The organism is Hymenobacter sp. UYP22 (genome assembly GCF_040547285.1).
GTDB lineage: Bacteria > Bacteroidota > Bacteroidia > Cytophagales > Hymenobacteraceae > Hymenobacter.
Genome location: NZ_JBEPPK010000020.1, coordinates 1 through 23,975, shown reverse-complemented (window position 1 = coordinate 23,975; position 23,975 = coordinate 1). Strand labels below are relative to the sequence as shown.

General features: G+C 63.2%; 25 protein-coding genes and 1 pseudogene. 8 read left to right on the top strand and 18 right to left on the bottom strand.

The genetic code is table 11. The features are described 5' to 3' along the window. Nucleotides 1-71: 71 nt before the first annotated feature. From ABIB60_RS21400 to ABIB60_RS21355, 10 genes are all read right to left on the bottom strand, one after another. The gene (locus ABIB60_RS21400; protein ID WP_019949216.1) at nt 72-722 is read right to left on the bottom strand and encodes a TMEM175 family protein; all 651 of its coding nucleotides are present in this window, start codon (nt 720-722) and stop codon (nt 72-74) included. Nucleotides 723-725: 3 nt separating this feature from the next. Next, a complete protein-coding gene (locus tag ABIB60_RS21395) occupies nt 726-1,013 on the bottom strand; it encodes a hypothetical protein (RefSeq protein WP_019949217.1) in 288 nt (95 codons plus the stop codon). Between the two features lie 65 nt (nt 1,014-1,078). Then, nucleotides 1,079-1,285 (bottom strand): hypothetical protein, encoded by a 207-nt coding sequence (locus ABIB60_RS21390; RefSeq protein ID WP_073112413.1) that lies wholly within the window; start codon nt 1,283-1,285, stop codon nt 1,079-1,081. Nucleotides 1,286-1,401: 116 nt separating this feature from the next. Further along, nucleotides 1,402-2,166: a substrate-binding domain-containing protein gene (locus ABIB60_RS21385; protein ID WP_022821617.1), complete on the bottom strand. Its 765-nt coding sequence runs from the start codon at nt 2,164-2,166 to the stop codon at nt 1,402-1,404. Nucleotides 2,167-2,179: 13 nt separating this feature from the next. Further along, on the bottom strand, nt 2,180-3,136 hold the full coding sequence (locus ABIB60_RS21380) for a molybdate ABC transporter substrate-binding protein (RefSeq protein ID WP_019949220.1): 957 nt from the start codon (nt 3,134-3,136) through the stop codon (nt 2,180-2,182). Between the two features lie 53 nt (nt 3,137-3,189). Beyond that, a complete protein-coding gene (locus ABIB60_RS21375; RefSeq protein ID WP_019949221.1) occupies nt 3,190-3,684 on the bottom strand; it encodes a DsrE family protein in 495 nt (164 codons plus the stop codon). Between the two features lie 74 nt (nt 3,685-3,758). Beyond that, nucleotides 3,759-4,889 carry a c-type cytochrome gene (locus ABIB60_RS21370; RefSeq protein WP_019949222.1) on the bottom strand — a complete coding sequence of 377 codons (1,131 nt, stop codon included), beginning with the start codon at nt 4,887-4,889 and terminating at the stop codon, nt 3,759-3,761. A 140-nt stretch (nt 4,890-5,029) separates the two neighbouring features. Next, nucleotides 5,030-6,100, bottom strand: a complete 1,071-nt coding sequence (locus ABIB60_RS21365) for a YeiH family protein (RefSeq protein ID WP_019949223.1) — start codon at nt 6,098-6,100, stop codon at nt 5,030-5,032. Between the two features lie 227 nt (nt 6,101-6,327). Next, complete coding sequence (locus ABIB60_RS21360; RefSeq protein ID WP_019949224.1) at nt 6,328-6,729, bottom strand: hypothetical protein; 402 nt, start codon at nt 6,727-6,729, stop codon at nt 6,328-6,330. A 126-nt stretch (nt 6,730-6,855) separates the two neighbouring features. Further along, entirely contained in the window at nt 6,856-7,767 is a 912-nt protein-coding gene (locus ABIB60_RS21355) for a LysR substrate-binding domain-containing protein (RefSeq protein WP_022821614.1), read from the bottom strand. 104 nt (nt 7,768-7,871) lie between these two features. Here ABIB60_RS21355 and ABIB60_RS21350 point away from each other — a divergent pair. Then, a pseudogene (locus tag ABIB60_RS21350) lies at nt 7,872-8,207 on the top strand (recombinase family protein). Between the two features lie 211 nt (nt 8,208-8,418). On the opposite strand, the gene ABIB60_RS21345 reads toward ABIB60_RS21350, so the two are convergent. Further along, nucleotides 8,419-8,607: a recombinase family protein gene (locus tag ABIB60_RS21345; RefSeq protein ID WP_206986350.1), complete on the bottom strand. Its 189-nt coding sequence runs from the start codon at nt 8,605-8,607 to the stop codon at nt 8,419-8,421. Between the two features lie 473 nt (nt 8,608-9,080). Between ABIB60_RS21345 and ABIB60_RS21340 the strand changes: the two genes are divergently transcribed. The 3 genes from ABIB60_RS21340 (at nt 9,081) to ABIB60_RS21330 (ending at nt 12,081) form a co-directional block, all read left to right on the top strand. Next, complete coding sequence (locus ABIB60_RS21340) at nt 9,081-9,950, top strand: hypothetical protein (RefSeq protein WP_247977188.1); 870 nt, start codon at nt 9,081-9,083, stop codon at nt 9,948-9,950. A gap of 456 nt (nt 9,951-10,406) precedes the next feature. Next, nucleotides 10,407-11,564 (top strand): zinc-dependent alcohol dehydrogenase, encoded by a 1,158-nt coding sequence (locus ABIB60_RS21335; protein ID WP_089334159.1) that lies wholly within the window; start codon nt 10,407-10,409, stop codon nt 11,562-11,564. A gap of 10 nt (nt 11,565-11,574) precedes the next feature. Further along, nucleotides 11,575-12,081 carry a hypothetical protein gene (locus tag ABIB60_RS21330; RefSeq protein ID WP_089334160.1) on the top strand — a complete coding sequence of 169 codons (507 nt, stop codon included), beginning with the start codon at nt 11,575-11,577 and terminating at the stop codon, nt 12,079-12,081. 337 nt (nt 12,082-12,418) lie between these two features. Here the strand turns inward: ABIB60_RS21330 and ABIB60_RS21325 are convergent, their stop codons facing one another. The 5 genes from ABIB60_RS21325 to ABIB60_RS21305 all read right to left on the bottom strand — a co-directional run bounded on the left by ABIB60_RS21325 (nt 12,419) and on the right by ABIB60_RS21305 (nt 16,323). After that, a complete protein-coding gene (locus ABIB60_RS21325; RefSeq protein WP_247977189.1) occupies nt 12,419-13,015 on the bottom strand; it encodes a hypothetical protein in 597 nt (198 codons plus the stop codon). Between the two features lie 12 nt (nt 13,016-13,027). After that, on the bottom strand, nt 13,028-13,864 hold the full coding sequence (locus ABIB60_RS21320) for a TonB-dependent receptor plug domain-containing protein (RefSeq protein ID WP_247977190.1): 837 nt from the start codon (nt 13,862-13,864) through the stop codon (nt 13,028-13,030). A gap of 171 nt (nt 13,865-14,035) precedes the next feature. Beyond that, complete coding sequence (locus ABIB60_RS21315) at nt 14,036-14,728, bottom strand: alpha/beta hydrolase (RefSeq protein WP_247977191.1); 693 nt, start codon at nt 14,726-14,728, stop codon at nt 14,036-14,038. Nucleotides 14,729-14,796: 68 nt separating this feature from the next. Next, the gene (locus ABIB60_RS21310) at nt 14,797-15,744 is read right to left on the bottom strand and encodes a VOC family protein (RefSeq protein WP_354582386.1); all 948 of its coding nucleotides are present in this window, start codon (nt 15,742-15,744) and stop codon (nt 14,797-14,799) included. A gap of 54 nt (nt 15,745-15,798) precedes the next feature. Further along, on the bottom strand, nt 15,799-16,323 hold the full coding sequence (locus ABIB60_RS21305) for an ester cyclase (protein ID WP_247977193.1): 525 nt from the start codon (nt 16,321-16,323) through the stop codon (nt 15,799-15,801). Between the two features lie 423 nt (nt 16,324-16,746). Between ABIB60_RS21305 and ABIB60_RS21300 the strand changes: the two genes are divergently transcribed. The 3 genes from ABIB60_RS21300 (at nt 16,747) to ABIB60_RS21290 (ending at nt 19,611) form a co-directional block, all read left to right on the top strand. Next, a complete protein-coding gene (locus ABIB60_RS21300) occupies nt 16,747-17,154 on the top strand; it encodes a GlcG/HbpS family heme-binding protein (protein WP_247977194.1) in 408 nt (135 codons plus the stop codon). 89 nt (nt 17,155-17,243) lie between these two features. Further along, nucleotides 17,244-18,473, top strand: coding sequence for a formaldehyde dehydrogenase, glutathione-independent (gene fdhA, locus ABIB60_RS21295; protein WP_247977195.1), 1,230 nt, complete (start codon nt 17,244-17,246; stop codon nt 18,471-18,473). 226 nt (nt 18,474-18,699) lie between these two features. After that, the gene (locus ABIB60_RS21290; RefSeq protein WP_247977196.1) at nt 18,700-19,611 is read left to right on the top strand and encodes an AraC family transcriptional regulator; all 912 of its coding nucleotides are present in this window, start codon (nt 18,700-18,702) and stop codon (nt 19,609-19,611) included. Nucleotides 19,612-19,663: 52 nt separating this feature from the next. Here the strand turns inward: ABIB60_RS21290 and ABIB60_RS21285 are convergent, their stop codons facing one another. Together ABIB60_RS21285 and ABIB60_RS21280 are read right to left on the bottom strand one after the other, a co-directional pair. Beyond that, nucleotides 19,664-20,269: a Crp/Fnr family transcriptional regulator gene (locus ABIB60_RS21285; protein ID WP_247977197.1), complete on the bottom strand. Its 606-nt coding sequence runs from the start codon at nt 20,267-20,269 to the stop codon at nt 19,664-19,666. A gap of 54 nt (nt 20,270-20,323) precedes the next feature. Continuing rightward, entirely contained in the window at nt 20,324-20,932 is a 609-nt protein-coding gene (locus ABIB60_RS21280; protein WP_502915149.1) for a recombinase family protein, read from the bottom strand. Nucleotides 20,933-21,124: 192 nt separating this feature from the next. Here ABIB60_RS21280 and ABIB60_RS21275 point away from each other — a divergent pair, with 192 nt between their 5' ends. Beyond that, complete coding sequence (locus ABIB60_RS21275; protein ID WP_354582385.1) at nt 21,125-23,881, top strand: Tn3 family transposase; 2,757 nt, start codon at nt 21,125-21,127, stop codon at nt 23,879-23,881. Nucleotides 23,882-23,975 lie beyond the last annotated feature (94 nt).

Sequence of the window (23,975 nt, the reverse complement as noted above, 5' to 3'; positions counted from 1 at the left end):
AAAGGAAATAGGACAGGCAATGGGGGAGTATACGGCCACCCACGCGGCACCATTTGGCCCCGATGGGTTCTTCAGTCGCCCAGCCAGCGGTCGGCCACCAGGCCCAACGCGTAGTTAAGCTGCACCAGCAGCAGCAGCCCCGCCCCGGCCGGCACGCTGAGCAAGCACAGGCCCGCCGCTGCCGCGTACTGCACCTGCATCAGGCCCAGGCGGCGCACCAGGGCCCGGCCCACGGCCGCGTGCTCGGGCCGCAGCAGTCCGTGGCGCTGGGCGTAGCGGTAGCTGCCCAGCAACGCCCCGCCCAGCAGCAGCAGGTTGGCCCAGTACACCAGCACGGCCCCGCGCAGGGGAAAATGGGTGGTGAGAAACGCCGTGGAAAAGGGCAGCAGCCCCACCACCAGCAGAAAGGCAATGTGCCACCAGGCCAGCCGGCGGTCGCTGCGCGCCAGGTAGGTGAACTGCGTGCTCTGGCACACCCAGAAAATGCCCAGCGAGAGAAACCCCAGCACGTAGCCCCCGATGCTGGGCAGCAGCGCCCGCAGGGCCGGTCCCACGTCGGCCTCGGTGCGCACGAGGGCGGCGGCCGGCACCCGCAGGTTGAGCACGAGCAGGGTCATGGCGATGGAAAACACGCCGTCGCTGAGTGACTCGATGCGGCGCAGGCTCTGGCCCGCTACTTCAGTGTAGGCCAGGGGCGGTGCGTGGGACGAAGACTGGGCCATCGGCTAGCGCGGCGAACCGCCCGCCCGCCGGGTTTTGCGCGGGGCGGGGGCCTGGCGATGGTCCAGCCGGTCTTCCTCCCGAACGAGCTTGGGCTCTTTGCTCAGGCTTTGGCCGTGGTTCACGCGGCCGTCGCGCATCATGCGGCGGTTTTCGCGCAGCAACTTGTCGTCGGTTTTGCCTTCTTTTTTGAGCATTTTGCCGCCTTCCTGGCCGTGACCCGGTGGGTTGATGGCGGTGAGCAGCAGGCCGGTCAGGGCGAGCAGGCCGGGGAGTTGAGCGAGACGGGTCATGGGGTTTGGATGATGGAGAAGCGGTTGCCGCAGGTACGGCGGCCCGTATTTTCAAACTTGCTTTGTTAGCCCAGCTGCAAGCGAAACAGCGTGGAAAGCGTGCCCGCCACCAGAGCCCAGGCCATGCCCGTAAGCAGGTACTGTTTGGCAATGGTCTTGGGGTCCTGGCTGAATACGTAGCGAAACAGCCAGTGCGGCGTTTCGTGGTCGGCCGGGGGGGCGGCGGGCAACGGGGTGCTAGGCACCGGCATCGGAAGCGAAGGAATAGCCATGCGAATGCGGGAAAGCAAGGTGGAATAGTGAAAACCAAGAGCCATTTGCCCGTCCTGCTGAGCGCAGCCGAAGCAGGACGTTCTTCGTGTTTGCTTTCCGGCCGCCAACGCCCGGCCTATTCCCAGCCGTTGCGGCGGAAAATGGCGTGCCCGTCGGCCGACTGCAGAAAGGCCACGAACTGCCGGGCCGCGGCGGCCTGCGTGGTGCGCTGGGTGAGGGCAATGGGCGTGCCCCGACTCACGCGCTGGTCGCGGGGCAGGCGCACGAGGGCCGAGCCGGGCAGGCGCGGCTGCCAGGAGGCATAGGTTATCCAGGCGTCGTAGTCCTGGGGCTTTTGCTGCCAGAGGTCCACGGCCTCGGCGCTGGTTTTGACCGACGTTTTGGTGTTGTGCTGCAGGTTGCTGATGAGGGCGCTGCTGCGGGCCATGTCCTCGGTCATGCCCATCTGGCCGGCCCCGTTCACGTCGAGCAGGCGCACGCCGGGCCGGGCCAGGTCTTCGAGCCGCTTGATGTGCAGCGGGTTGCCGGGGCGCACCAGCACCGCCGACTCCCGGGCGTAGAGGCTGGTGCGGCTGGCTTCGTCGATAAAGCCGGGGTGGGCCAGCGCCGTTTGGGTGAGCATGTACTCGGCCCCGCCGTACACCAGGTCGGCGTCCTGCTGCGCCTGGGCCAGCCACTTGGGCTCGGGGCCGGCCGTGACGGCCACGTCCAGGCCGGTTTGTTTGGTGAAGGCGGCGGCGCATTCCTTCATGGCCGTGGCCGGGCCGCCGGGGCCGTACACGTGCAGGGTTTGGGCGGCGGCCGGCGCGGCCGCGAGCAGAGCAGGAGACATGAGCAATAGAGCGAAGCGGCGGAGCCGGGTAAGCGGGGATGTTTTCATGGGTATTAGCGCGTTACTTAACGGGCGGCAAAAAGCCGTATTTCTGGTACACGGCCTGCCCGTCTGGGCTGTTAAGGAAGGCCACAAAGTCTTCGGCGGCCTTGGCGTGGGGCGCGGCTTTCATCACCCCGGCCACGTAGTTGGCCATGATGTTTTCCTTGGCCGGGATGGCCACGCTTTCCACCGGGTGGCCCAGCATTTTCTGATAAAAGGCCTCCGTGTACCACACCGGGGCCGCGTCGGACTGGTCGTAGAGCACCCGCAGGGGCGACTGGCGGTGGTGAATCTGGGTCAGGTAAGTGCTGCCGGCTTTCACTTTGGTCGTCATCACGGCCGTTTTCAAGGCCGCGCCCCCGGCCTTCTCGTACGATTCCTCGATGCGCTTGCCGATGCCTTCCCATTCGGGGTTAGGCATGCTCACGCGCACCTCGGGCCGGCCCAAATCGCGCAGGCTGGTCACCTTCTTGGGGTTGCCCTGGCGCACGAGGATGGCCAGCCGGTTCTGGGCGTAGCTGGTGGTGCGGGCAAACCACTCCGGCGTCATATCCATGCGGTTTTTGCCGGCCGCGTACACGTCGGGCTTCAGCTCGATGCGCAGGTTGCCTACTACCAGGCTGCCCTGCGTAATCTGCTTAGCCAGGATGCCGGGCGGCAGCGTTTCCACGAAAATGCGCACGTACTCGGGGTGGGCCTTGCGGAACTCCTTCAGCAAATCATCGAGCACCATGAACTGGTTGCCCCCGAAAAACACCACCAACTGCGGGTCCACCACGTCGCCGTAGAGGTCGGGCGCGTTGTCGATGCCCGGCACCGTGAAGGGCACTCCAGCCTGAAACGGCGCGTTCCAGGGCGGGTCAAAGCGGTGGGCCGGCTCGGGCGGCGTGGGCTTTTGGATAGGCATGGTCTGGGCGAAAAGGGCGGCCGGGGCGGCCAGTGCCAGCGCCAGCAGCAGGTGCGGAAGGGGTTTCATGGGGTTGGGTAAGGAAAGCGGAGAAAAGCACAAAAGCAGCGGAGAGCCCGGCGCTACGGATGCACCAGCGACCAGCCCTGGGCCTGCCGGATAATAAGCTCGCCGTTGCCGCTGGGCACGTAGGAAATCAGCGGCAGCAGCTCGTCCTTGCTCATTTTCCTTTCCTTCAGCGTGTTCAGGCACTGGGCCAGAATCACGCCTTTCTGCTTGAGGGCCGTGAGCTGGGCCTCGTAGGGCTGGTCCTTGCGGTAGAGCGTGGTGCCCCCGCCGAAGGCAATCAGCTCCACGGTGAGCTTGCCTTTAAGCCGGCTGTCCTCCAGCGCGTTGCCGATGTTACGCAGCGTCTGCTGGATGAGCTTGGGGTCGTCGCTGTCGAGCTGGTAGATGACATGGTACTGGGCCTGGTCGGCCGTGGCCCCTTGGAAGGCACCTTTTTGAAAAGCTTCGCGGTCATGCATGGCGGTGGCGTTGCGGGTGGCGGGCGTCTGGGCGCGGGCCGAGAGGGTGAGGCCGGCGAGCAGCGCGGCGGTCAGCAGCAGGTGTTTCATGGCAACTGGGGAAAGGGCACCACCGAAGCAGCGCGGTGAAAACGAAAGGGGTGAAACTGGAAATCGGTGCGGGGCTACTCGCCGCCCTTTTTGCCCGCTTCCATCGCCGCGTAGGGACCAAACTGGTGCTGGTGCTGCGTAAACCGGTCGGCGTAAGGCGGGTAAGGGCAGTCGGCGGGCTTCTTTTTCAGGTTGGGGTAGTCCTTTTCCAGGTGGGCCATGCGCGGGCGGGGCAGCGAGTTGATGTAGGCCGCCACGTCGTAGGCGGCGTCATCGGTGAGGATGCTGTGCTCGGCCGTGGCGCCGAAAGGCATGTTGGCCTTGATAAAGCGGGCCGCCGTTTGCAGGCGGTGCATGCCGGCCCCGTCGTTGTAGCTGTCGGGCCCCCACAGCGGCGGGTACTGGTAGCCATCGGCGGCCAGCGTGCCGTTGAGGCGGCCCTGGCCATTGGCTCCGTGGCAGCTGGTGCACTGCTGGGCGAAGACGATTTTGCCCTGCCCGAGATTCGCCTCGCGGTTGGGCATGGTGAACTTAACAAAACCCTGGCCCTTCACCTTCTCCCCCACTGGCACCTGGCGGCCCAGCCATTTCATGTAGGTGATGATGGCCTTCATCTCCTTGCCGTCCACCGGCAGGGGCCGGCCGTTGAGGCTGCGCGTCATGCACCCATTGATGCGGTCCTCCAGGGTGCTGATGGCATCCTCGCGCCCTTTGTAGGTGGGGTAAATGCCCCAGATGCCCACGTAGGGGGCCGAAAACGCCTTCTGGCCGGCCTGCAGGTGGCAGTTCTGGCAGGCCAGGTTGCTGCCGGCCAGCCGCAGGGCCGGGTTGGCCACTTGCGGGCCGAGGTAGTGGGCGGTGTGGGCAATCAGCTCGTGGCCGTAGCGGATGAGCTGGCCCTCCGGGTCGGGCTTCACGCTGTCGAGCACGAAGCGGGCGGGCTGGAAGAAGTTGGTTTTGCTCCCCACAGCCCCCCCGGCAACGTCAGGCAAGCCCGCCGCAGGCCCACTCGCAGCGGCGGCCGTCGTGGCCGGGGCATCGGCCAGCAGGTCGGGCGTTTTGGGGTTGAAGACGACGATGTAGGCCGTCACGGCTACTACCAGCACCATCAGGGCAATCACCCAGGTCAGCAGGCCAGCGATTTTGATGAAGGCCTGCTTGTCTTCCGGCTGCAGCCGAGGCGAGGGGTCGGGAGTGGTTTCCATGAGGCCAAGGAGAGAGGTGAAACAGGCGGCAATGGCCAGCCAGCGCGCAAAACAACTTGTTTTGCGGAATGCAGACAGTCAATTAGTTAAATCGGGCAAAGCAAGCGCTACCATTCGGCCGCTCTGCCCCGTTCAGGCGGCTAGACCGTGTGCAGAATCACGTAGAGCGAGCCGGTCGAAATCACTACCCAGAGCAGAATGCCCAGCACGTAGGGCTTTATTCCCACCGAGCGCACCACCTTGGCCGAGAGGCCCGCGCCGATAAAGAACAGCGTCACCGTGAGGCCGATTTTGGCCAGGTTCACCATCACCGGGCCCAGGGGCTTGGCGGCGGGAATAAAGGTGTTGACCAGCATGGCGGCGATGAAACCAAAGATGAAGTAGGGAATTTTCACCTTCACGCCCTTCTGCTTGAATAGCATGGCCGTGCCGATGGAAATTGGGATAATCCAGAGGGCGCGGGCCAGCTTCACGGTGGTGGCCACTTCCAGGGCCTGGTTGCCGTAGGCCGCCGCCGCCCCCACCACCGAAGAGGTGTCGTGGATGGCAATGGCGCACCACAGGCCGAACTGGTTCTGCGTCATGGCCAGGGCGTGGCCGATGGGCGGGAAGGCGAATAGGGCCACGGCATTGAGCACGAACACCGTGCCCAGCGCCACCGACATTTCCTCGTCCTTGGCCCGCAGCACCGGTCCGATGGCCGCGATGGCCGAGCCGCCGCAAATAGCGGTGCCGCACGAAATCAAATGCACCACGTGCTTGCCCAGCCCCAGCCACCGGCCCACCACCAGGCCCAGCAGCAGCGTGCCGAAGATGGACACCACCGTGAAAATGATGCCCTCCTTGCCGGCCTGCACCGCCGCGTGGGCATTCATGCCAAAGCCCAGCCCGATAACCGAGAACTGGAGCAGCTTGGCCGTGGCCTGCTTGGTTTGCGTGGTGAAGGGGTTGCCGATGGTTTGGGCCAGCAGCAGGCCCAGCGCCAGGGCAATGGGCGGCGAGGCCCAGGGCGTGAGGCAGAACACGAAGAACAGCACGAACACCACCTGCTTCAAGGTGAAGTCCTGCCCGAACACCACCCGGGGCGTGTGCAGGTGGCGGAAGAAGCCGGTGGTTTCGTTGAATTCGGGGGCGGCGGTTTCCCCGGCCGGGGCAGGGGCGGGCAGCGGGGTGGAAGCTTGAAGCGGCGTGGGCTGAACTGGGAGGGCCATGAGCGGGAGGGGTTTGTTTCTGAGGCAAATATACGGCGTTGCCCACCGATTGGATTATCCAATAGTATTATCCTGCATAACCAAAGGTTATTGATTGCCCGGGCCGAGCCAGGGTGGCGCGTCCGTTTTGCGTGGCCAAGCCGGCCGCCGCGAGGGCTGGAAACGCCAGCGGCCGGCTCGTGGTGTACGAGCCGGCCGCTGGACGGATGAACTACTGGCCTGAGGGCTTAGAAGCCGGTTTGCTCGTCCTTCAAATCGAATACGTCGCCGCCAGCGTAGCGCGGGTCGTCGAGGGCGTAGGCGGCGCGCTCTTCGGCGTCGCTGCCCCCCTCGGCTGCGGCAATGGCTTCGGGGTGCTGGTTTTGCTCGACGTGCCCGCGCTGCAAATTTGGGTCAGCAATAGCACCGGGTAGGCAGTATTGCTCGGTGGCTGAGGCATTTTTGCCGCGAAATTCGCTGAACTCGTCGGGGTTGTCGTTCGAGCCGTCGTTGGTCGGGGCCTGGTAGTGGCGGGGCGCGGTGGGGTCGGCGGGGTGGCCGAAGTCGCCGTAGTGCGGGGTGCCATCGTGGGCGGCCGGTTCGGCGGCGGGTTGCGCATCGGTTGGGGCGGGCTGCGGAGTGTTTTCCATGAGTATAAGTAAGTCGGGTGAAGATGGGCGAACCACCCGGTCCGCACTACGCTGCAATGGTACGTAAGCTGCTCATAAAGTGGTGCTTTCAGCGGATACCGAATAGTTATCCAGCATCACCATTTTTTATTTGCCCCCCTTCAGCTGCCCCTGCACGAAGCTCAGGAAGCGCTGCGCCGGCCGGGCCAGCACCTGTCCCTGCACCGATACCGCCTCGAACTGCCGGGCCAAGTGCAGCCCGGCAATGGGCACGATTTCGAGCAGCCCGGCCGCCAGCTCGCGGTCCAGGGCCCGGCGCGACACGAAGCCCAGGGCGGTGGGCGCGGCTTCGAGGTAGCGCTTGATGGCCTCCGTATTGTCCAGGTAAATGGCCACGGGCAGGGCGCTGAGCTTGATGTGCTGCGCCCGCAGGGCAAATTCGAGGATTTCCAGCGTGCCCGAGCCCCGCTCGCGCAGCACCAGCGGGTGGGCCAGCGCCTCGGCCAGGGGCAGCGGGGCGGCGGGCGGGCCGCCGGGTGTGGCGCGGCGCACGGCCACCAGCTCGTCGGGCAGCAGCAGCTCGTAGTGCAGGTCGTGGCTCTTGGTGCGGCCCTCCACGAAGCCTAGGTCCAGCTCGCCGCGCAGCAGGGCCTCGGCAATGCGCTCGGAGTTGGCGTTCAGAAACGAGAGCTGCACCTGCGGGTAGCGGGCCTGGAAGGCGGGCAGCAGGCCCGGCAGCACGTACTGGGCCAGCGTGGTGCTGGCCCCCAGGCGCAGGCGGCCGGCGGCCTCGTCGGGGTCGCGCAGGGCCAGCAGCTGGTCCTCCAGCTGCTGCTGAGCGGCGGCGGCGGCATCGGCGTGGGCGTGCAGCAGGCGGCCGGCCTCGGTGAGGGTCACGCGGTTGCCGCGCCGCTCCAGCAGGCGCTGGCCGTACTGTGCTTCCAGCTCCCGGATGTGCTTGGTAACGGCCGGCTGGCTCACAAACAGCTCCTGGCCGGCCTTGGTCAGGCTCAGGTGCCGGGCCACAGCGGCAAATACGCGCAGACGGAAATCGGACATGGCGGCAAAGTACGCAGATGTGACATTTTGATATGGACAACTAAAGGTCGCGGGCGTAGACCGCCTGATTTGGGAAAAAATCAGCGGCACGCTCACAGCGCCCGGTGCTCACCGAGCGGCTGGCCACGTTGCGTGCCGGGGACACGGTGACTTTAGCCCGCCTGAACCGGCTGGGCCGCAACAGCACCCACATCATGTAGGTGGTGGCCGCTCTGCACGCCCGGCAGGTCCGCTTCGTCGCTCTGGACCTAGGCATCGATACGGCCACCCCGGCCGGGCGGGCGGTCTTGGGCCTCTTCGCCGCGCTGGCTGGGTATGGCCGCGAGAGTATCCATGAGCGGGCGACGGCGGGCATGCGACCACCCACGCAAGCAGGCCCTTGCAAACGGCTGGTGCAGAACGTAATCGTCTGTTGGAATTGCCTTTGTCCCAACCAGTAGCTGCTTCATGCCCCGGCGGCCGAGCGCTAGTCCGTGGCAGATTGATGTACTGCCAGCTCACGGGCGAGCTGGCAGCACATCAATCTGAACGGCGAGTTCGATTTCTCGGACGACGCCCTAAAAGATTCACTCCCCTTCGATTTGGAGGCCCTTTTTGCCTTCGACTGGGAGTCTCCTGCGGCCCCGCCCGTTTAACCTTTGTACCAAACTTTTAACCAAGGCCAACCTTGGCCAGCAGCTCGGGCAGGCGGCGCTGCCCGGCGGTGCGGCGGGAAGACATTTCTACTTCAATCCACTCGTCGAGGGTCCAGCGGTGCTCGACCAGATAGCGGGCGATGAGGCTCTTCTGGCTCTCGGCCGATTGGGCGCTCGTGGAGACGCGGACGTAGCCAAATAGCATGGGCAAAACGGGCAGGTTAGCGATAAGGTAAATGCGCTTCGTAAAGGTACCGGTTTTCGATGCCTTTACATGGACGTTAACGCTATCATTGGTGGGTAGAAATAACGGTCATTAACACTATCGTTTTGGTCACATACCGGGTAACACACTGTCAAACAGAATACTAATCATGAAAACCAGATAGCTGTGCGCCTGGGTCGGAGGTTTTCCCCTATTTGTTTAACAACACCCCACCCACGCCGGGCTGCAAGCGGCCCGGGCCCGCGGGCGGCAGGGCGGCCGCCCGCCGGGCCTGGCCCCGCGCTACCAGAAAATTGCACCCGCCGTCAAGGAACTCTACGAAGCCGGCCAGCAATCCACGCGCCAGCTCATGGCCTACTTTCAGATTGGCTCCCGCCGCACCCTCTACAAAATCTTGCGCTTCGCCGGCTGCCAGATTAACGAAAAGCCCACACCCCTCAAAGCCAAGTAGCATGGCCATCCCTTCTCAGCCAGACCTGACTGCGGCGCTGCACCGCTACAACGACACGCCGCAGCCGGATTTCTGCGGCTTGAGTCCGGTGCAGATGCACGCGCTGCTTTACCAGCCGCTGGGGCCGGCCAGCGTGGTGCAATTGCGCACCAACGTGCCGAACGACGTGCTGGACCAGGTCCCGTTTCTGCGGCTGACGGAGGCCTTTTTGCGCCTGTTGCAGCGCGAAACCCCGCTGCGGCTGACGCCCTTAGGGTACCTGCCGCGCAAGTACCTGCGCGAACTCTACGCCCACGGCTTCCTCCTCGAAGAAGGACTGGAAACGGGCCTGTTCACCCTGAGCCGGGAAATTGATTCGCTGGCCATCACCACGCTGCACCAAACGACTCGGCTGGCGGGCCTGGCCCGCCTGGTACGGGGGCAATTGCTGCTGACCAAAAAAGGCACCCAGTTGCTCGACCCAGCCCAACGCCCGGCCCTTTGGGCGCTTGTGTTGGACACCTTTACCAACCGCTTCCTGTGGGCCGCGCACGACGGCTACCCCTCGCAGACGGTGGGGCAAACCGGCTGGGCGTATTCGGTCTACCTGCTCGCCCGCTTCGGCGAGCAGCCGCACCCCGTCTCCTTTTACGCCGAGCTTTATCAGCGGGCGTTTCCGTTCGTGCTGGCCGAGTTCACCGACCCGGCGTACCGGACGCCACTGGAACAACTCACCCACTGCTATGGGGTGCGCACGTTTGAGCGGGGGCTCAACTGGTTTGGCTTGCTTGGTCCCGAACCCCAGTCGGCGGTACTGCACCGACCGGACCAGCAACTGCGGGCATCTCCGCAGCTGGCCCAGCTCTTTGACGTGCTGCAAGGGCCTGCGTAGGTCTTGCTCGCCAGATGCGACTTTCGGACCACCCTTTTAACCAAGGTCAGCACTGGTAGCCATGTAACATTTGGACCAAACTTTTAACCAAGGCCGGCGGTGAAGGATAGACGGGTGGTAAAGAATTGCTGGTCACGCATCGGTGCTACGACTTCGGTTTAAGGGTTTTTGTGGTTTGTCAACTTACCCATTCACCGTTGGATTACGGGGGGGCAAGGTAGGTAAATCCGGTGTCTGCCGCGCGCTATGCACCGGATTAAATGGACTCTATCAAGCGCCCTGCGAGGGGTGGTAGCGGGAGCCAACGTTCAGCAAAAGGGCCCTCCGGCAAAGTGGTTAGTAGTCCAGCCGTCACGCGCGATATTTTCCACGGATTTGGGCGGTGGAGGCAACTTTAAGAACGCGATGGGAGTACTACTGACCAGTCATTCTTTCCACTTTTTAAAGCGTCTTCCCATGTTAGCAATGGATTTCCGGGGCCCCAGAAGGGTCCGCGCCGTTCAAAAACCCATGCCCGAAATTTTGCATCCCGAGGATGCGATTGTGAAGGTTTTGCGCACGTGCATTTGCGGGTCCGACCTGCACTTGTACAACGGCAATGTGCCGGACACCCGCGTCGGCATGACGTTTGGCCATGAATTCATTGGGGAAATCGTGGAGATTGGCTCCGAGGTGACCGAGGTGAAAGTGGGCGACCGGGTGATGGTGCCGTTCAACATTGCCTGCGGGCGGTGTATCTGCTGCAAGCAGGGCATGTACGGCAACTGCTACGAATCTAATTCCGAGTCTACGGCCGGTGGCGGCTTTTTGGGGTATTCGCATACCGGGGGCGGCCACAACGGCGGCCAGGCCGAATACGCCCGGGTACCCTACGCCAATTTCGGCCCCACGGTGATTCCGGCGGGCATGGACCTCGACGACGCCGTGCTGCTCACCGACATCACGCCAACCGGCTACCAGGCCGCCGAAATGGCCGGCATTCAGCCCGGCGATACGGTGGTGGTGTTTGGCGCGGGGCCGGTGGGCATTATGGCGGCGCGGTGCTGCTGGCTGTTCGGCGCAGGCCGCGTCATCATCATCGACCAGTACGACTACCGGCTGGAATTTGCCAAGAATTTCGCCAAGTGCGAAGCCTACAACTTCCGGACCGACATGGACGACCCGGTCATGTTCCTGAAGAAAATCACCGATTGGATTGGCCCCGATGCCTGCATCGATGCCGTGGGGGCCGAGGCCGAAGGCAACGTCATGCAAACCATCACCGGGCGCAAGTTGCTGCTCCAGGGCGGCTCGGCTACGGCGCTGCACTGGGCCATCAACGCGGTGCGGAAAGGCGGCGTAATTTCCATTGTGGGCGTGTACGGCCCGACCGACAACCTCATCCCCATCGGCAACGTGCTCAACAAGGGCCTGACCATTCGGGCTAACCAGGCCTCGGTGAAGCGCCACCTGCCCCGCATGATTGACCACGTGATGAACGGCATCCTCAAGCCCAGCTTGTTAATAACCCACCGCATTCCCTTGGAGGAAGTCGCCGAAGGCTACCACATTTTTTCGGCTAGGCTTGACAATTGCATCAAGACGGTCCTCATCCCCCCCACTGCTAATCGCTAAGCCGCGCCTCATGAAAAAGACCGCACAAGATTTTGCCCACATCCCCGGCTGGGGCATCGATGCCGACCCCAAAAACGACCCCACGTATCCAAACCGGCATCGCACCGGCGAGGAACACGACGGCCGCTCCTGGGAGCGGCCCACCCAACAGGTCCTCGACCGGGAAGTGCTGCACTCCATCGAGCGGCCCGATTACACGGCCGTGGTCGGCAACTCAGTGCCCCCTTCGGGCCTGAGCGGCATGATTCGGCGCTTCGCCTTCAAATACAGCGAAAACAGCTACCTCCACTGGCTGCCCCTGGTAATGGCCGACAAGGTGAATGTGGTGGAAGGCCTGCTGGATGACCTGGCGCATGGCACGGTGCCCAACATCTGGGCCGAGAAGGGGTACAACTCCGAATGGAAACACGACAAGAAGAGTCTTTTCATTAAGCTCGGTACCGTGGCCGCCCTGACGGCCGGCGTGGTGTACTTAATGACCTCAAATAACAAGGGTTCAAAGCCAAAGCGGGGCTAGCGCGTGGTCCGCTCGGGCGACCACCACAACCGAAACCGTGGATAGTAATCCTTGCGATTGGTGAGAAAACAGAAGCGCCGGCCCCAAAGGACCGGCGCTTCTGTTTTCATGAAGTCAGGTTTATCCGTTTAGTAAAACGAGGGTGGCTGTTGCAGAACTCTTGGCAATGACCTAAAAAGCCGACTAAGGGGGCGGCAAGCGAATGGAAAGGCCCAGGCAGGGCTCTTTTTGGCCTTCTTATAGCAGCGGGGGGATAAAATTACTCTAAGCCTACTGCCTGTTGAAATAGGTGTCCATCAATCTTGGTCGTCACGCTACTGAGTAACAGTCGCCAGGTTCAGAAACTGCGTTCATAGCTGAGGGCTGGCAGAATGGGAAACAAACTCAGCTGATAAAGCCGCCGCTGCCCCTTTGTGAAATAGCTGTCGTTCTCGCCTGAGCTGTAGTAGATGTAGTACGAATTGTGCCGGCTGTAGGCATTATAGGCCCCCACCCGCCAGATTCGTTCCCCGTACTTGACGGACTTGGTAAAGGTGGCGCCCAGGTCCAGGCGGTGGTAGGCCCGCAGCCGGTAGCTGTTTTTGTCGCCGTACACCTCGGCTTCGGGGTAGAGGTAACGGTCCGATGGGGCCCCGGCGATGAGGCCGTAGCTCTGGTCGATGACCTGGTAGTTGCCCTGGGCCAGCGTTAAGGCATTGCCAGTCCCATAGGTCCACGTTGCCGAGAGGGTGCTATGGGGCCGCACCTGGTAAATGAGCACCACGGACGCGTCGTGGCGGCGGTCGTACTTGTAAGGGTACCACCGGCTCTGGTTGAGCTGGTCGAATTGCCGCTCATTACGGGCCAGCGTGTAGCCCACCCAGCCCGTGAGGCGGCCGGTTTTGCGCCGCACCAGCACCTCCAGCCCCTGCACCCGGCCCTGGCCTCCGGTCACGACCTTGTCCTGCTAGTTCTGGGAGCTGTTGTAGAAGGTTGCGCCCTCCCGAAACTCAATCAGGTCTCGCATCGACTTCTGGAAGGCTTCCACGCTGACTTCCAGCCCCCACTCGGGGAGCGTGTGGGCCACGCCCAGCGCCAGCTGCTGCGCCCGCTGCGGCGCCACGCGCCGGGTGGCGGGCACCCACAAGTCCGTCGGCAGGCCGGCCCCGTTGTTGGAGAGCAGGTGCAGATACTGCTGCATGCTCGCGTAGGAGGCCTTCACGGCGGTGTGCTCGCCCACCAGGTACGTGGCCAGCACCCGGGGCTGCAGCCCACCGAACCCCTGCCCCTCCACCCAGTAGCGGACGACCCGCAACCCCAGGTTGGCCGACAGGCGGGCGGTCAGCCGGATTTCATCCTCGCCGTAGAGGGCCACTTCCCGGGCTCCCACCCGCTGGGAGCCCAACGTCGTATCGAGCGCCGCCACCGGGGTGCGGCTCGTGAAGAAGTTGCTGCCGGGGGTGAAGGCGTGCTGCACGGCAGTTGCCCCGAATCGTATCTGATGGGCGGGGCTGGGGTAGTACTCGAAGTCCGCCTTCACCAGCACGTCCTGCACGCCGGAGGTAAAGCTGGCGCGGCTGTCCTCACTCAGCTTACCGGCCGGCGAGCGGTCCTCCAGTTCGAAGGTCTGCTCATTGGCGTAACGAAAACGAGTAGCGGCCAGCGTCGCGTTGCCGAACAGCTGAGGGGTCAGGGTTCGGTTCCAGCGCAGCGAGGCCAGGGCGTTGCCGTAGCGCAGGTTGCTGGCGTTCTGGTAGCGCAGCTCGCCCTGCGGGCCGGCAATGGTTTGGGGCTTCTGCGTCACAAACAGCCGGTCGCCGCCCAGGTAAACGGCGGCAAAGAGCTGGTCGCGGGGCGTGAGCTGGTGGCTGACCTTGGCGCTGGCATCGTAGAAAGGGTGTTGTTAAACAACACCCATAAATCAAGTAGCTATCTGCCTGACTCGGAGGTTTTCCCCTATTTGTTTAGCAACACCCTAAAAACTGTTCACACGCCCTAGCCACTTTTGCGCGGCCATCATGCCGCTGGCCGTTACTTCGTGCCCGCCTTCGAAGGCTTCGTAGTGCGGGGTGATGTTCAGGGTCTGGAGAAACGTCACGGCCTCATCGGCATAGAAAGCGGGCAGCTTGTCGTCGTGGCGGCCGTGGCTGAGGAAGAAGTGCACCTTCCGGATATCGGCCGCTGGGGCGTGGTGCTGGCGCGACTCAATCAGCATGCGGCCGCTGAAGGCCAGCACGCCGCGCACCTGGGCCGGGTGGGTCAGGGCCACGTCGTAGGCCATGATGGCGCCCTGGCTGAAGCCCAGCAGGTACACCTGGCCGGCCGGGATGCCGTACCGCGCCGAAGCCTCGCGGATAAAGGTGAGCAGCAGGCGTTGCCCATCGAGCTGCTGGGCTTGGTTGAAGACGGGCTTGCCCGACGAGAAATCAACTTGGTAGAACCCGAAGCCCATCGGCCCGAACACCAGCGGGGCGCGCACCGTGAGCACCAGCGTGTGGCCGTCGGCCAGCTGCTCGCCCACGGGCAGCAGGTTCAGCTCGTTGCCGCCCACGCCGTGCAGCAGGAGCAAAAGTCGTTTGGCGCCGGTGGCCTGGGCCGGGTTCACCAGGCGGTAGCCCAGGGATAAATCGGTGAGCAGCGCGGGCTGCGTAGCGGATGCAACGGTCATGGAAGTAATTAGATAAAACGGGAGAAAAAAGGCCAGCCACGCCCAGCGTGGGCGTTTCCGGTGGCAGTTCATACTGCTGGCTGCGTCTCAGCCCCCAGCAGCACCCGGATGCCCCACGGGTCGGTGGCAATGGGGCCTTCAGGCGTTGGCTCCACGGCGTAGCCGGCCGCTTGCAGGCGGGCGGCGGCCGCGTCGCGGGAGCCGGCATCGGGCAGCCACAATTCCCAGCGCAGCAGGCGGGCATCGGCCGCCGTGGCCACGGGCGAGCCGGCGGCCCACACGTTTAGACCCAGGTGGTGGTGGTAGCCCCCGGCGCCCACGAACAGGGCCCCCGACAAGCTCCAGGTTTCAATGTCGAAGCCCAGCGCCTGGTGGTAGAAAGCCGCCGCTGCGGTCAAACTGCCGGTATAAAAGTGCAGGTGACCGATGGTCGTGCCCGCGGGCAGACCCTCCCAGTGGGCTTTGCCGGCCGCCTGCAGCACCCCGGTCTCGTCGAGCGGGTCGAGGGCCGACTGGATTTCGCCTTCTGAGCTCACCTGCCACTCCGAGCGGGGCCGGTCGCGGTATACCTCGATGGTAAAGCCGTCGGGGTCGGTCAGGTAAGTGGCTTCGCTGTAATTGTGGTCGGAGGAGCCCAGGTAGCCCCCCAGGGAATGCACGTGCTTGATAAAGCAGCCCAAGTCGGCGCGGGTGGGCAGTAGCACCGCCAGGTGATAGATGCCCAACCGGCCGCGCCGGGGGATGGGATTCGCCCCCGGCTGCTCCTGCAGGCGCACCAGCACCTGGGGGCTGCCGGCTACGCCCAACTCCGCCCCAGCGGACTGGCCTTCGGTGGCCAATGTTTGACTAAGCAGCGCAAACCCAAGCACGCGCTGATAGAAGTCCAGCGAGCGAACCAGGCTGGCTACCGCCAGGTGCACCGTGCCCAGGCGAATGGTCGTTGGCAATTCTGTCGGCGGGTGCACGCCGATGCGTTCGGCGGGCAGCGAAGAATAAGGAAGCAGGGCAGTAGTCATCAGAAGCGGGGAGGTAGCGGTTGAGAGCAATTGAAGCGGCGGCAGCGGGATTCCTTACTTGGCCAGCCCGAGTTGCGTCATGAAGGATTGGTTGTCCCAATAGAGGTATTCTTCCACCATTACACCATTTTTCCACACGCCGACGGTGGACATGGGCAGGCTGAATTTCTTGCCTGTGGGCTGAATGAACTTGCCATCGCCGGTGGGCATGGGCTTGGTGAAGGTGCCGGTCATGATGCCCGATACCGACGTCAAATTGCCCTGGCCCAGCTTGAAGGGGTGCTGCTTAATTTGGGTATCGGGGGCGTACACGAACATGGCTTTCAGGTCCGAAATGTGGCGAGCGATGCCGGTGGTGGTGTGGCCATCGGGCCAATGCACCAGGATGTTCTGGGCGTGGCTTTCGTGCAGGCGGTCCCACTTCGCGTTGCTGAACACGTCGTAATCCAGCTCATCGAAGGTTTTCAGGTGCTGGGCCACGAGGTCGCCGGATTTGGCGGCGGGCTTGGCGGCGGGTTTCTGGGCGGCAGCAGTCAGCGAGGCGGCGAACAGGGCGAGGGGAAGCAGGATTTTTTTCATCGGGAAGACAACTACTTGTCAGGATTCTCTCCCAGCGAGAGAACATGACAAAGGTCCCCCAGGGCCTACCCCCGGCACATTATCCTAGGATAAGAAACGCGGGCGATGAGCCTAAAAACAAAGTGCCGGCCCAGGGGCTGGCGCTTCACAGTAAGCACGTAGAATTAGCCCCCGAAGCATTTAGTTGAGTGCCAGAAAGGCGTCGGACTAAGATTTCGTTACAGTTGCCGCCGCACCCGGCGGTATAAGCTTTCGGGAACGGCCAGCCCCAAACCAGGGGGCACTAGCACTATCCTCGCAAAGTGCTGCAGTATCCTAGCAATCACGGGATTTCGCGTAACCAGCTAGCGGGAAGCGCGGTTCACACAGCGGCCTGCTACTCCGGCTGGTCAGTTTTCATACCTTCCTTACCCCTCCAAACCCATGGGCATTTCCCTCGAACAGGCGCAAGCTGCGGTGCAAGCAGCCCACCAAAAATCGCTCGAAATCGGCGTCAAGATGAACATTGCCATCGTCGATGCCGGCGCCAACCTTGTGGCGTTTGCGCGCATGGACGACGCGTGGCTTGGCTCGCTCGACATTTCGATTAAAAAGGCCAAGACGGCCCGCTACTTCGACATGCCCACCGGCGCCATCGGCGGCTTGTCGCAGCCCGGCGGCCCGCTCTTCAACATTGAGGTGTCGAACGGCGGCCTCATCACCTTCCCCGGCGGCCTACCCATTAAGGACGGCAGCGGCAAAGTCATCGGCGCCATCGGCGTATCGGGTGACACGGTCGAGAACGACCACACCGTGGCTGAAGCGGGCTTGAACGCCGTGGCTGGCAAATAAGCAGTGTTCTACATTTTCAGGACAAAGCGTCGGGCCCGGCTGGCTGGGCCCGACGCTTTATTCTTTCATTCTCTAAAACCATTCCCATTATGGCTAGCAACAGAGGCGTTGTGTACCTGGGCCCCGGCAAAGTCGAGGTGCAGAGCATTGATTTTCCCGAACTGAAAAACCCCAAGGGCAAGAAGATTGTCCACGGCGTGATTCTGAAGGTCGTATCCACCAACATCTGTGGCTCCGACCAGCACATGGTGCGCGGGCGCACCACCGCCCCCGCTGGCCTGGTGCTGGGCCACGAAATCACGGGCGAAGTCATCGAAGTAGGGGCCGACGTGGAGTTCCTCAAGGTGGGCGACCTCGTGTCGGTGCCCTTCAACGTGGCTTGCGGCCGTTGCCGCACCTGCAAGGAACAGCAAACCGGCATCTGCCTGACCGTAAACGAAGGCCGCGCCGGTGGCGCCTACGGCTACGTAGACATGGGCGGCTGGGTCGGTGGTCAGGCCGAGTACGTCATGGTACCCTACGCCGATTTCAACCTGCTCAAATTCCCGAACAAGGACCAGGCGATGGAGAAAATCCGCGACCTGACGATGCTGAGCGACATTTTTCCGACCGGTTTCCACGGGGCCGTGAAGGCGGGCGTGGGCCCGGGCACGACGGTGTACGTGGCCGGCGCTGGCCCCGTGGGCCTAGCCGCCGCTGCTTCGGCGCAGTTGCTAGGGGCCGCCGTGGTGATAGTAGGCGACATGAACAAGGCGCGCCTGGCGCACGCCCGCTCGTTCGGCTGCGAAACGGTGGACCTAAACGAGGACGCCAGCTTGGCCGACCAGATTACCCAGATTTTGGGCGTACCTGAAATCGACTGCTCCATCGACTGCGTGGGCTTTGAGGCCAGCGGCCACGGCTCGCAAGCCAAAGTAGAGGTACCCGCTGCCGTGCTCAACTCGCTCATGGAAATCACCCGCGCGGGCGGCTCCATCGGTATCCCCGGCCTGTACGTGACCGACGACCCCGGCGCCACGGACGCCGCGGCCAAATCCGGCAACCTGAGCATCCGCTTCGGCCTGGGCTGGGCCAAGAGCCACTCTTTCCACACCGGCCAAACGCCCGTGATGAGCTACAACCGCCAGCTCATGCAGGCCATTCTCTACGACAAAATTCAGATTGCCAAGGCCGTCAACGTGGAAATTATTAGCCTTGACGACGCCCCGAAAGGCTACGCGGAGTTTGACAAAGGCGTGGCGCGCAAGTTTGTGATTAACCCCCACAACCTGATTCCAAGCGCTAAACCAAAAGCCAAAACTGAAACAGCTACTGCCTAGGTAGCCTCGCCTCCTCAGCTTTCAGCCGGACTACCCGCAGGGGTGGTCCGGCTGTTTTGGTGATGCGAAAGCGGGGGGGTGCACAATGCTAGCAATCGGTGGCAGTATCCTAGCAAAGAACATTTTTAGCCTGCTGACAGGTTGTTAGGGCATCTGCCGTTGAGTTAGCTTCGCCTTGGTCGCTGCTACCCGCCCTCTTTTCCCGCCTGTTTTTCGCCCCGCTCCCTTGCTGCCTTCCATTCCGCTCACCGACCCTCACGAGCTGACCACGCTCATCGACCACCGCCGGGTGCAGACGCTGGAGAAGTACGAGTTGAGCATTCTCGAAACGCTGGCGCCCGGCGACCAGGTGGCGCAGTCCTACAGCGACCTGGTGCTCACCAACATGCTGCGCGGCAAGAAGGTGATGCACCTGCGCGACCAGCAGGCGTTCGCCTACCTGCCCGGCCACACCATGGTGGTGCCCCCGAACCTGAAGATGCTGATTGACTTTCCTGAGGCCTCGGACGAAACCCCAACCCAGTGCGTGGCCCTGGCCATCGACCAGCTTCAAGTCATCGACACGGTCAACTACCTCAACGAGTTCTACCCGCGCACCGAGGGCGAAAAGTGGCACCTTGGCCTCAGCCAGCACGCTTTTTATAACAACGAGGATATTACGGCCCTCATCTACAAGCTGGTCCGCATTGGCTTCGACGACTCGCAGAACAAGGACATGCTGGCCGACTTCGCGGTGAAGGAGCTATTGCTGCGCCTCATGCAGCTGCAGCGGCTGCATACCATCGAGCACAACACGGCCGTGTTGGCCACCTCCAACCGCTTTGCCCATACGCTGCACTACATCAAGGAGCATATGGCCGAGAAAATCAGCGTTGAGAAGCTGAGCGCGCAGGCCTGCATGAGCCAGGCCAATTTCTTCCGCGCCTTCAAACAGGAGTTTGGCCTCTCGCCCATCGACTACATCATCAAGGCCCGGATGCGGCTGGCCAAGCGCTGCCTGCAAAACCCCGCGCTCAGCATCACCGAGATTTGCTTCAAGTCCGGCTTCAGTAACCTGGCGTATTTCACCCGCATGTTCCGGCAGCTGGAGCACATGACGCCCACCGAGTATCGGGCGCTCTGTCAGGGGCAAGCGTGATATTGCCCCATCTTACGTTAAGCCGCGAGCTGATTGCCAGCTAGTGACGTTGCTAAAGCTGCCGACGCACCCGGCTCAACGACTCAGGCGTCAGGCCCAGGTAGGAGGCAATAACGTGCTGGGGCACCCGCTGCACGATGGTGGGATACTTACGGAGAAAGTGCTGGTACTTTTCCGCTGCCGTCTGGCTCAGGGCAGCATTCACTCGCTCCTGCAGCACCACGTAGCGGCTCTGCATCAACAGCCGGAAGTAGCGCTCGAACACGGGGCACTGGGCGTATATGGTTTCCAGGTCGGCCTGGTCGAGTAGCAGCAACTGCGAATCTTCCAGCGCGTCGATGCTCATGGTGCTGGGCTGCTGCGTAAGCAGGCTGTAGAGGTCCGATATCCACCAGTCTTCGGGCGCAAATTGCAGCGTGTGCTCGTGCCCTTCCGCCGTGAGCGAGTAGCTGCGCAGGCAGCCCTGGGTTACGAAAGCGTAGTAGTTACACACCTCGCCGGACTGGAACAGGTGCTGGCGCTTGCGTAAAGCCAGCGGGCGCAGGTAGCCCCAGAACGTGGTAAAGTCGGCGTCGGTCAGCGGCACGCGCACTTGCAAGTGGGCCCGGAGCAGTTCGTAAGGGGGGCTATGGTCGTGTGGGGGAGGGCTGACAGTCACGGTTCGTGAATCTTGGCTGAACTGGTGGCCTTGGTTAAAAGTTTGGTACAAAAGTTAATCGGTGGCCGTGCCGGCGGCCTTTCGGTGGGCGTGGATGACCACCTTTCGGTGGCGTAAGTACTTATAAAGGGTAACCTTGGAGATGTGCAGGCGCTGGGCAATCTCGTTGACGCCGAGTTGCTGCTCGCGGTAGAGCGTCTCGGCGATGATGGCCGTGCGTTCGGCCTGCTCTGAGAGGCCCCGCTGACGGCCGCCCACCCGGCCCCGGGCGCGGGCTGCGGCCAGCCCGGCGTGGGTACGCTCGCGAATCAGCTCCCGCTCAAACTCGGCCAGGGAGGCAAAGAGGTTGAACACAAGCCAGCCCTGGGCGGAGGTCGTGTTGATGGCATCGGTGAGGGAAACCAGGCCCACGCCCAGCTGCTGGAAGTCACCCACCACCTGCAGCAGATGCTTGAGCGAGCGCCCCAAGCGGTCGAGCTTGTAGATGTAGACCGTGTCGCCGGTGCGCAGCTGTGTCAGCAGCCGCTCCAGCTCCGAGCGGCTGGTGCTGGCCCCGGACACCTTTTCCTGGTAGATGGTTTCGCAGCCCGCTTTGGTGAGGGCATCGAGTTGCAGTTCCAGGTTCTGGTCGCGGGTCGAGACGCGGGCGTAGCCGATTTTCATGGGGTAAAGTACAGTTTATCCGTTGCGAAGGCACCCTTATTTGTACTTTGATTGCTGAACAAGTTTTCTGTACCAAATCAGCTGGTTTCGGCTTTGCTTTACCCCAGCGGGTCTCTCAGGTTAACTTGTACAGAAATACGTTCGTTTCACTGTACAAGCCAACGGGCTACTTTTAGGATTTACTTCCTTCAAATGGCCCGTCACCTTCCCTTACTTGACGCCACTCAGCGTCGCGCCTTCGACCAGCCGCCTGTTTTCAATCAGCCGCAACGGCAACTCTTCTTCGCGTTGCCCGATTGGGCTACCCGGTTTCTGGATACGCTGCTGGCGCCGCACAGCCGGGGCGGCTTCGTGTTGCAGGTCGGCTACTTCAAGGCGACCGGGCGCTTCTTTCCCATTGACCGGTTCCTGGCGGCTGACCAGGCGTACGTGCAGCAGCATTACCGCTTGGGAGCGGTGGAGTGGGCGCGCTATGATAAGGTCACCCGTTTCTACCACCGGGAGCAGATTCTGCAGCAATTCGGGGTGCCGCCCTTTGAGCAGGTCGAAGCGGCCGTGCGGCAGCAAGTGACGCATTTTGCCCGCCAGCAGATGAACCCGGTGGCCGTGTTTCACTCCGCCGCCGATTACATCCGCACCCATCGCTGGGAAGTGCCGACCTACGCCGCGCTGGCCGGCCTCGTCACCGAGGCTTTCCGCACGGTGGAACAACAGCTCATCACGCAGCTCGCACACCACCTGACGCCGGCCGTGCGCCAGCAATTAGATGCCTTGTTCACCACGCCCGAAGAAGCCCCGGCCCATTCGCACCGGCCCTACCGGCTGACCACACTCAAGCGCAGCCTGGAGCTGATGCGCCCGATGGCTATCCGCGCCAACGTGCAGGACTACGCCGTGCTCCAGACGCTGTTCACCCAGGTGTACCCCGTGGTGCAGGCCCTGGACTTATCGGAGGAAGTGGTGCGCTTCTACGCCCGCTACGTCGAGCGGACGCAGGTGTTTCAGGTGCAGCAGCAGGCCGACAAGAAGTACCTGATGGTGCTCTGCTTCGTGGTCTACCAGTACTACCAGGTCGGCGACCTGCTCACCGAAACGCTCCTGCAAGCCGTGCAAACTCACCGCAACGCCGCCCAGCGGGAAACGCAAGAGCGCGTCTACCGCCAGCAGCAGGACTCGGCTAGCCAACTGCGCCAGGTACTGGAAGGGGTGGTCAGCCACGGCGCGGCCCTGGCGCAGCTGGAAGAAGTCGCCTTTTCGTTTGCCCGCACCAACGCGGAGAAGGTGACAGCCTTGCTGGCCTGGCTGCAAACCCCGGCCGTGGCGGATTTTGCGCAACTGGGCCACACGGCGCAACAGTTGCGCCAAGGGGGCGGGGGTAGTCGCATCGGCCCGTATTATCAGGTCGTGGAGGAGCGCTCGCGCGCCCTCCAGCGCCGGCTGGGCGAGATTTTGCGCACCGTGGCCTACGAAGGCGCGGCCGACAGCCCGCTGGCCCAAGCCCTTGCCCAGTACCGAGCGCGGGACGGCCAGGTTAGCGCTCATCCCCCGACTACCTTTTTGAAAGCCGCGGAACGGGCCGCCCTGGCGCAAGCCGAAAGCCCTGTTTCCCTGTACAAGGCCCTGCTGGCGGGCCACGTGGCCGACCACCTGAAAGCCGGCAAGCTGAACCTGGCCCACTCGCTGCGCTACCGCCCCTTCGACACCTACCTGCTGGAGGCCACCACCTGGGAGCGGCAGCGGGACGCGTTACTGGCGCAGACGGACCTCGTGCACCTGCGCCAGCCGGGTCCTTGGCTGGCCGGGTTGCAAGCCAAACTGGCCACCGCTTTCGCCCGCACCTGTGAGCGACTGGACGCCGGCACCAACCCCGGCGTGCGGGCGCGCGCCAACGGGCGGCCCCGCTTCCTGACGCCGGCCCGGCCCCTGGACGAGGACGCCCCGGTAGCGCGGCCACTGTTTCCCGGGCCGGGCCTGATTTCCTTGCACGAGGTGCTGCACACCGTTAACCAGCAGTGCCACTTCACCAGCTGCCTCACCCACTGGAGTCCACGTAATCGGCCGCCCCGGCCCGCGGAGCGGGTATTCTTCGCGGGCCTCATGGCGTACGGCTGCAACCTGGGGCTGACGCGCATGGCCCATGCCACCAAGCACGTGGCGCTGGCCACCCTGGAGAACGCGGTCAATTGGTACTTCTCGCTCGAGAACCTGCGCCGGGCCAACGACGCCGTGGTGGCCCTGACCGGCAAGCTGCCCGTTAGCCGCCTCTTCCAACGCCACCCCGAGGCGGTGCACACCTCCTCCGATGGCCAGAAGTACTACGTGGCCGTTGATTCGATTCACGCCACGCATTCGTACAAGTATTTTGGTCAGGAAAAGGGCATCGTCTCCTACGGCTTCCTCGACGACCGCCATCGGCTCTTTTACTCGACCACGTTCAGCTCGTCCGAGCGCGAGGCCGCCTATTTGGTGGATGGCCTGCTGCACAACGACGTGGTCGAGGCCACCATCCACAGCACCGACACCCACGGCTTCACGGAAGTCAACTTCGCGCTCACTGCCTTTTTGGGCATCGAATTCGCCCCCCGCATCCAGTCCTTTCAGGACCAGCAGTTCTACGCCTTCGCCGGCATGGACGTGCCCGACCTGACGGCCTACGGCCTGGCGCCGGTCAAGTACATCGACCAGGGCCTTATCGAGGCGCAGTGGGATACGCTGCTGCGGCTGGTGGTGAGCCTCAAGCAAAAGCACGTGACGGCCTCCACCGTGCTGCGCCGACTCAATTCCTACTCGCAGCAGCACCCCGTCTACCTAGCCCTGCGCGAGCTGGGCCGGGTGGTGCGCACCGAGTTTCTGCTCCGTTATATGGACGACCAAAGCCTGCGCAAGCGCATCGACGACCAGCTGGACAAGCTCGAAAGCACGCATACCTTCGCCCGGGCCGTGTTCTAGGGGTAGCACAAGAGTAAGAACAGAAATTCCCGTTAGGGCAATTGAGCGAGCTGTTCCTCCAGGCTCGTCGGGTCGCGTAGCGGGCGCAGTTGCC

What these genes read in the sequence shown, in the direction of transcription:
- ABIB60_RS21400 (WP_019949216.1), bottom strand. Translation starts at nt 722, where the DNA reads ATGGCCCAGTCTTCGTCCCACGCACCGCCCCTGGCCTACACTGAAGTA.
- ABIB60_RS21395 (WP_019949217.1), bottom strand. Translation starts at nt 1,013, where the DNA reads ATGACCCGTCTCGCTCAACTCCCCGGCCTGCTCGCCCTGACCGGCCTG.
- ABIB60_RS21390 (WP_073112413.1), bottom strand. Translation starts at nt 1,285, where the DNA reads ATGGCTATTCCTTCGCTTCCGATGCCGGTGCCTAGCACCCCGTTGCCC.
- ABIB60_RS21385 (WP_022821617.1), bottom strand. Translation starts at nt 2,166, where the DNA reads ATGAAAACATCCCCGCTTACCCGGCTCCGCCGCTTCGCTCTATTGCTC.
- ABIB60_RS21380 (WP_019949220.1), bottom strand. Translation starts at nt 3,136, where the DNA reads ATGAAACCCCTTCCGCACCTGCTGCTGGCGCTGGCACTGGCCGCCCCG.
- ABIB60_RS21375 (WP_019949221.1), bottom strand. Translation starts at nt 3,684, where the DNA reads ATGAAACACCTGCTGCTGACCGCCGCGCTGCTCGCCGGCCTCACCCTC.
- ABIB60_RS21370 (WP_019949222.1), bottom strand. Translation starts at nt 4,889, where the DNA reads ATGGAAACCACTCCCGACCCCTCGCCTCGGCTGCAGCCGGAAGACAAG.
- ABIB60_RS21365 (WP_019949223.1), bottom strand. Translation starts at nt 6,100, where the DNA reads ATGGCCCTCCCAGTTCAGCCCACGCCGCTTCAAGCTTCCACCCCGCTG.
- ABIB60_RS21360 (WP_019949224.1), bottom strand. Translation starts at nt 6,729, where the DNA reads ATGGAAAACACTCCGCAGCCCGCCCCAACCGATGCGCAACCCGCCGCC.
- ABIB60_RS21355 (WP_022821614.1), bottom strand. Translation starts at nt 7,767, where the DNA reads ATGTCCGATTTCCGTCTGCGCGTATTTGCCGCTGTGGCCCGGCACCTG.
- ABIB60_RS21345 (WP_206986350.1), bottom strand. Translation starts at nt 8,607, where the DNA reads ATGCTATTTGGCTACGTCCGCGTCTCCACGAGCGCCCAATCGGCCGAG.
- ABIB60_RS21340 (WP_247977188.1), top strand. Translation starts at nt 9,081, where the DNA reads ATGGCCATCCCTTCTCAGCCAGACCTGACTGCGGCGCTGCACCGCTAC.
- ABIB60_RS21335 (WP_089334159.1), top strand. Translation starts at nt 10,407, where the DNA reads ATGTTAGCAATGGATTTCCGGGGCCCCAGAAGGGTCCGCGCCGTTCAA.
- ABIB60_RS21330 (WP_089334160.1), top strand. Translation starts at nt 11,575, where the DNA reads ATGAAAAAGACCGCACAAGATTTTGCCCACATCCCCGGCTGGGGCATC.
- ABIB60_RS21315 (WP_247977191.1), bottom strand. Translation starts at nt 14,728, where the DNA reads ATGACCGTTGCATCCGCTACGCAGCCCGCGCTGCTCACCGATTTATCC.
- ABIB60_RS21310 (WP_354582386.1), bottom strand. Translation starts at nt 15,744, where the DNA reads ATGACTACTGCCCTGCTTCCTTATTCTTCGCTGCCCGCCGAACGCATC.
- ABIB60_RS21305 (WP_247977193.1), bottom strand. Translation starts at nt 16,323, where the DNA reads ATGAAAAAAATCCTGCTTCCCCTCGCCCTGTTCGCCGCCTCGCTGACT.
- ABIB60_RS21300 (WP_247977194.1), top strand. Translation starts at nt 16,747, where the DNA reads ATGGGCATTTCCCTCGAACAGGCGCAAGCTGCGGTGCAAGCAGCCCAC.
- fdhA (WP_247977195.1), top strand. Translation starts at nt 17,244, where the DNA reads ATGGCTAGCAACAGAGGCGTTGTGTACCTGGGCCCCGGCAAAGTCGAG.
- ABIB60_RS21280 (WP_502915149.1), bottom strand. Translation starts at nt 20,932, where the DNA reads ATGAAAATCGGCTACGCCCGCGTCTCGACCCGCGACCAGAACCTGGAA.
- ABIB60_RS21275 (WP_354582385.1), top strand. Translation starts at nt 21,125, where the DNA reads ATGGCCCGTCACCTTCCCTTACTTGACGCCACTCAGCGTCGCGCCTTC.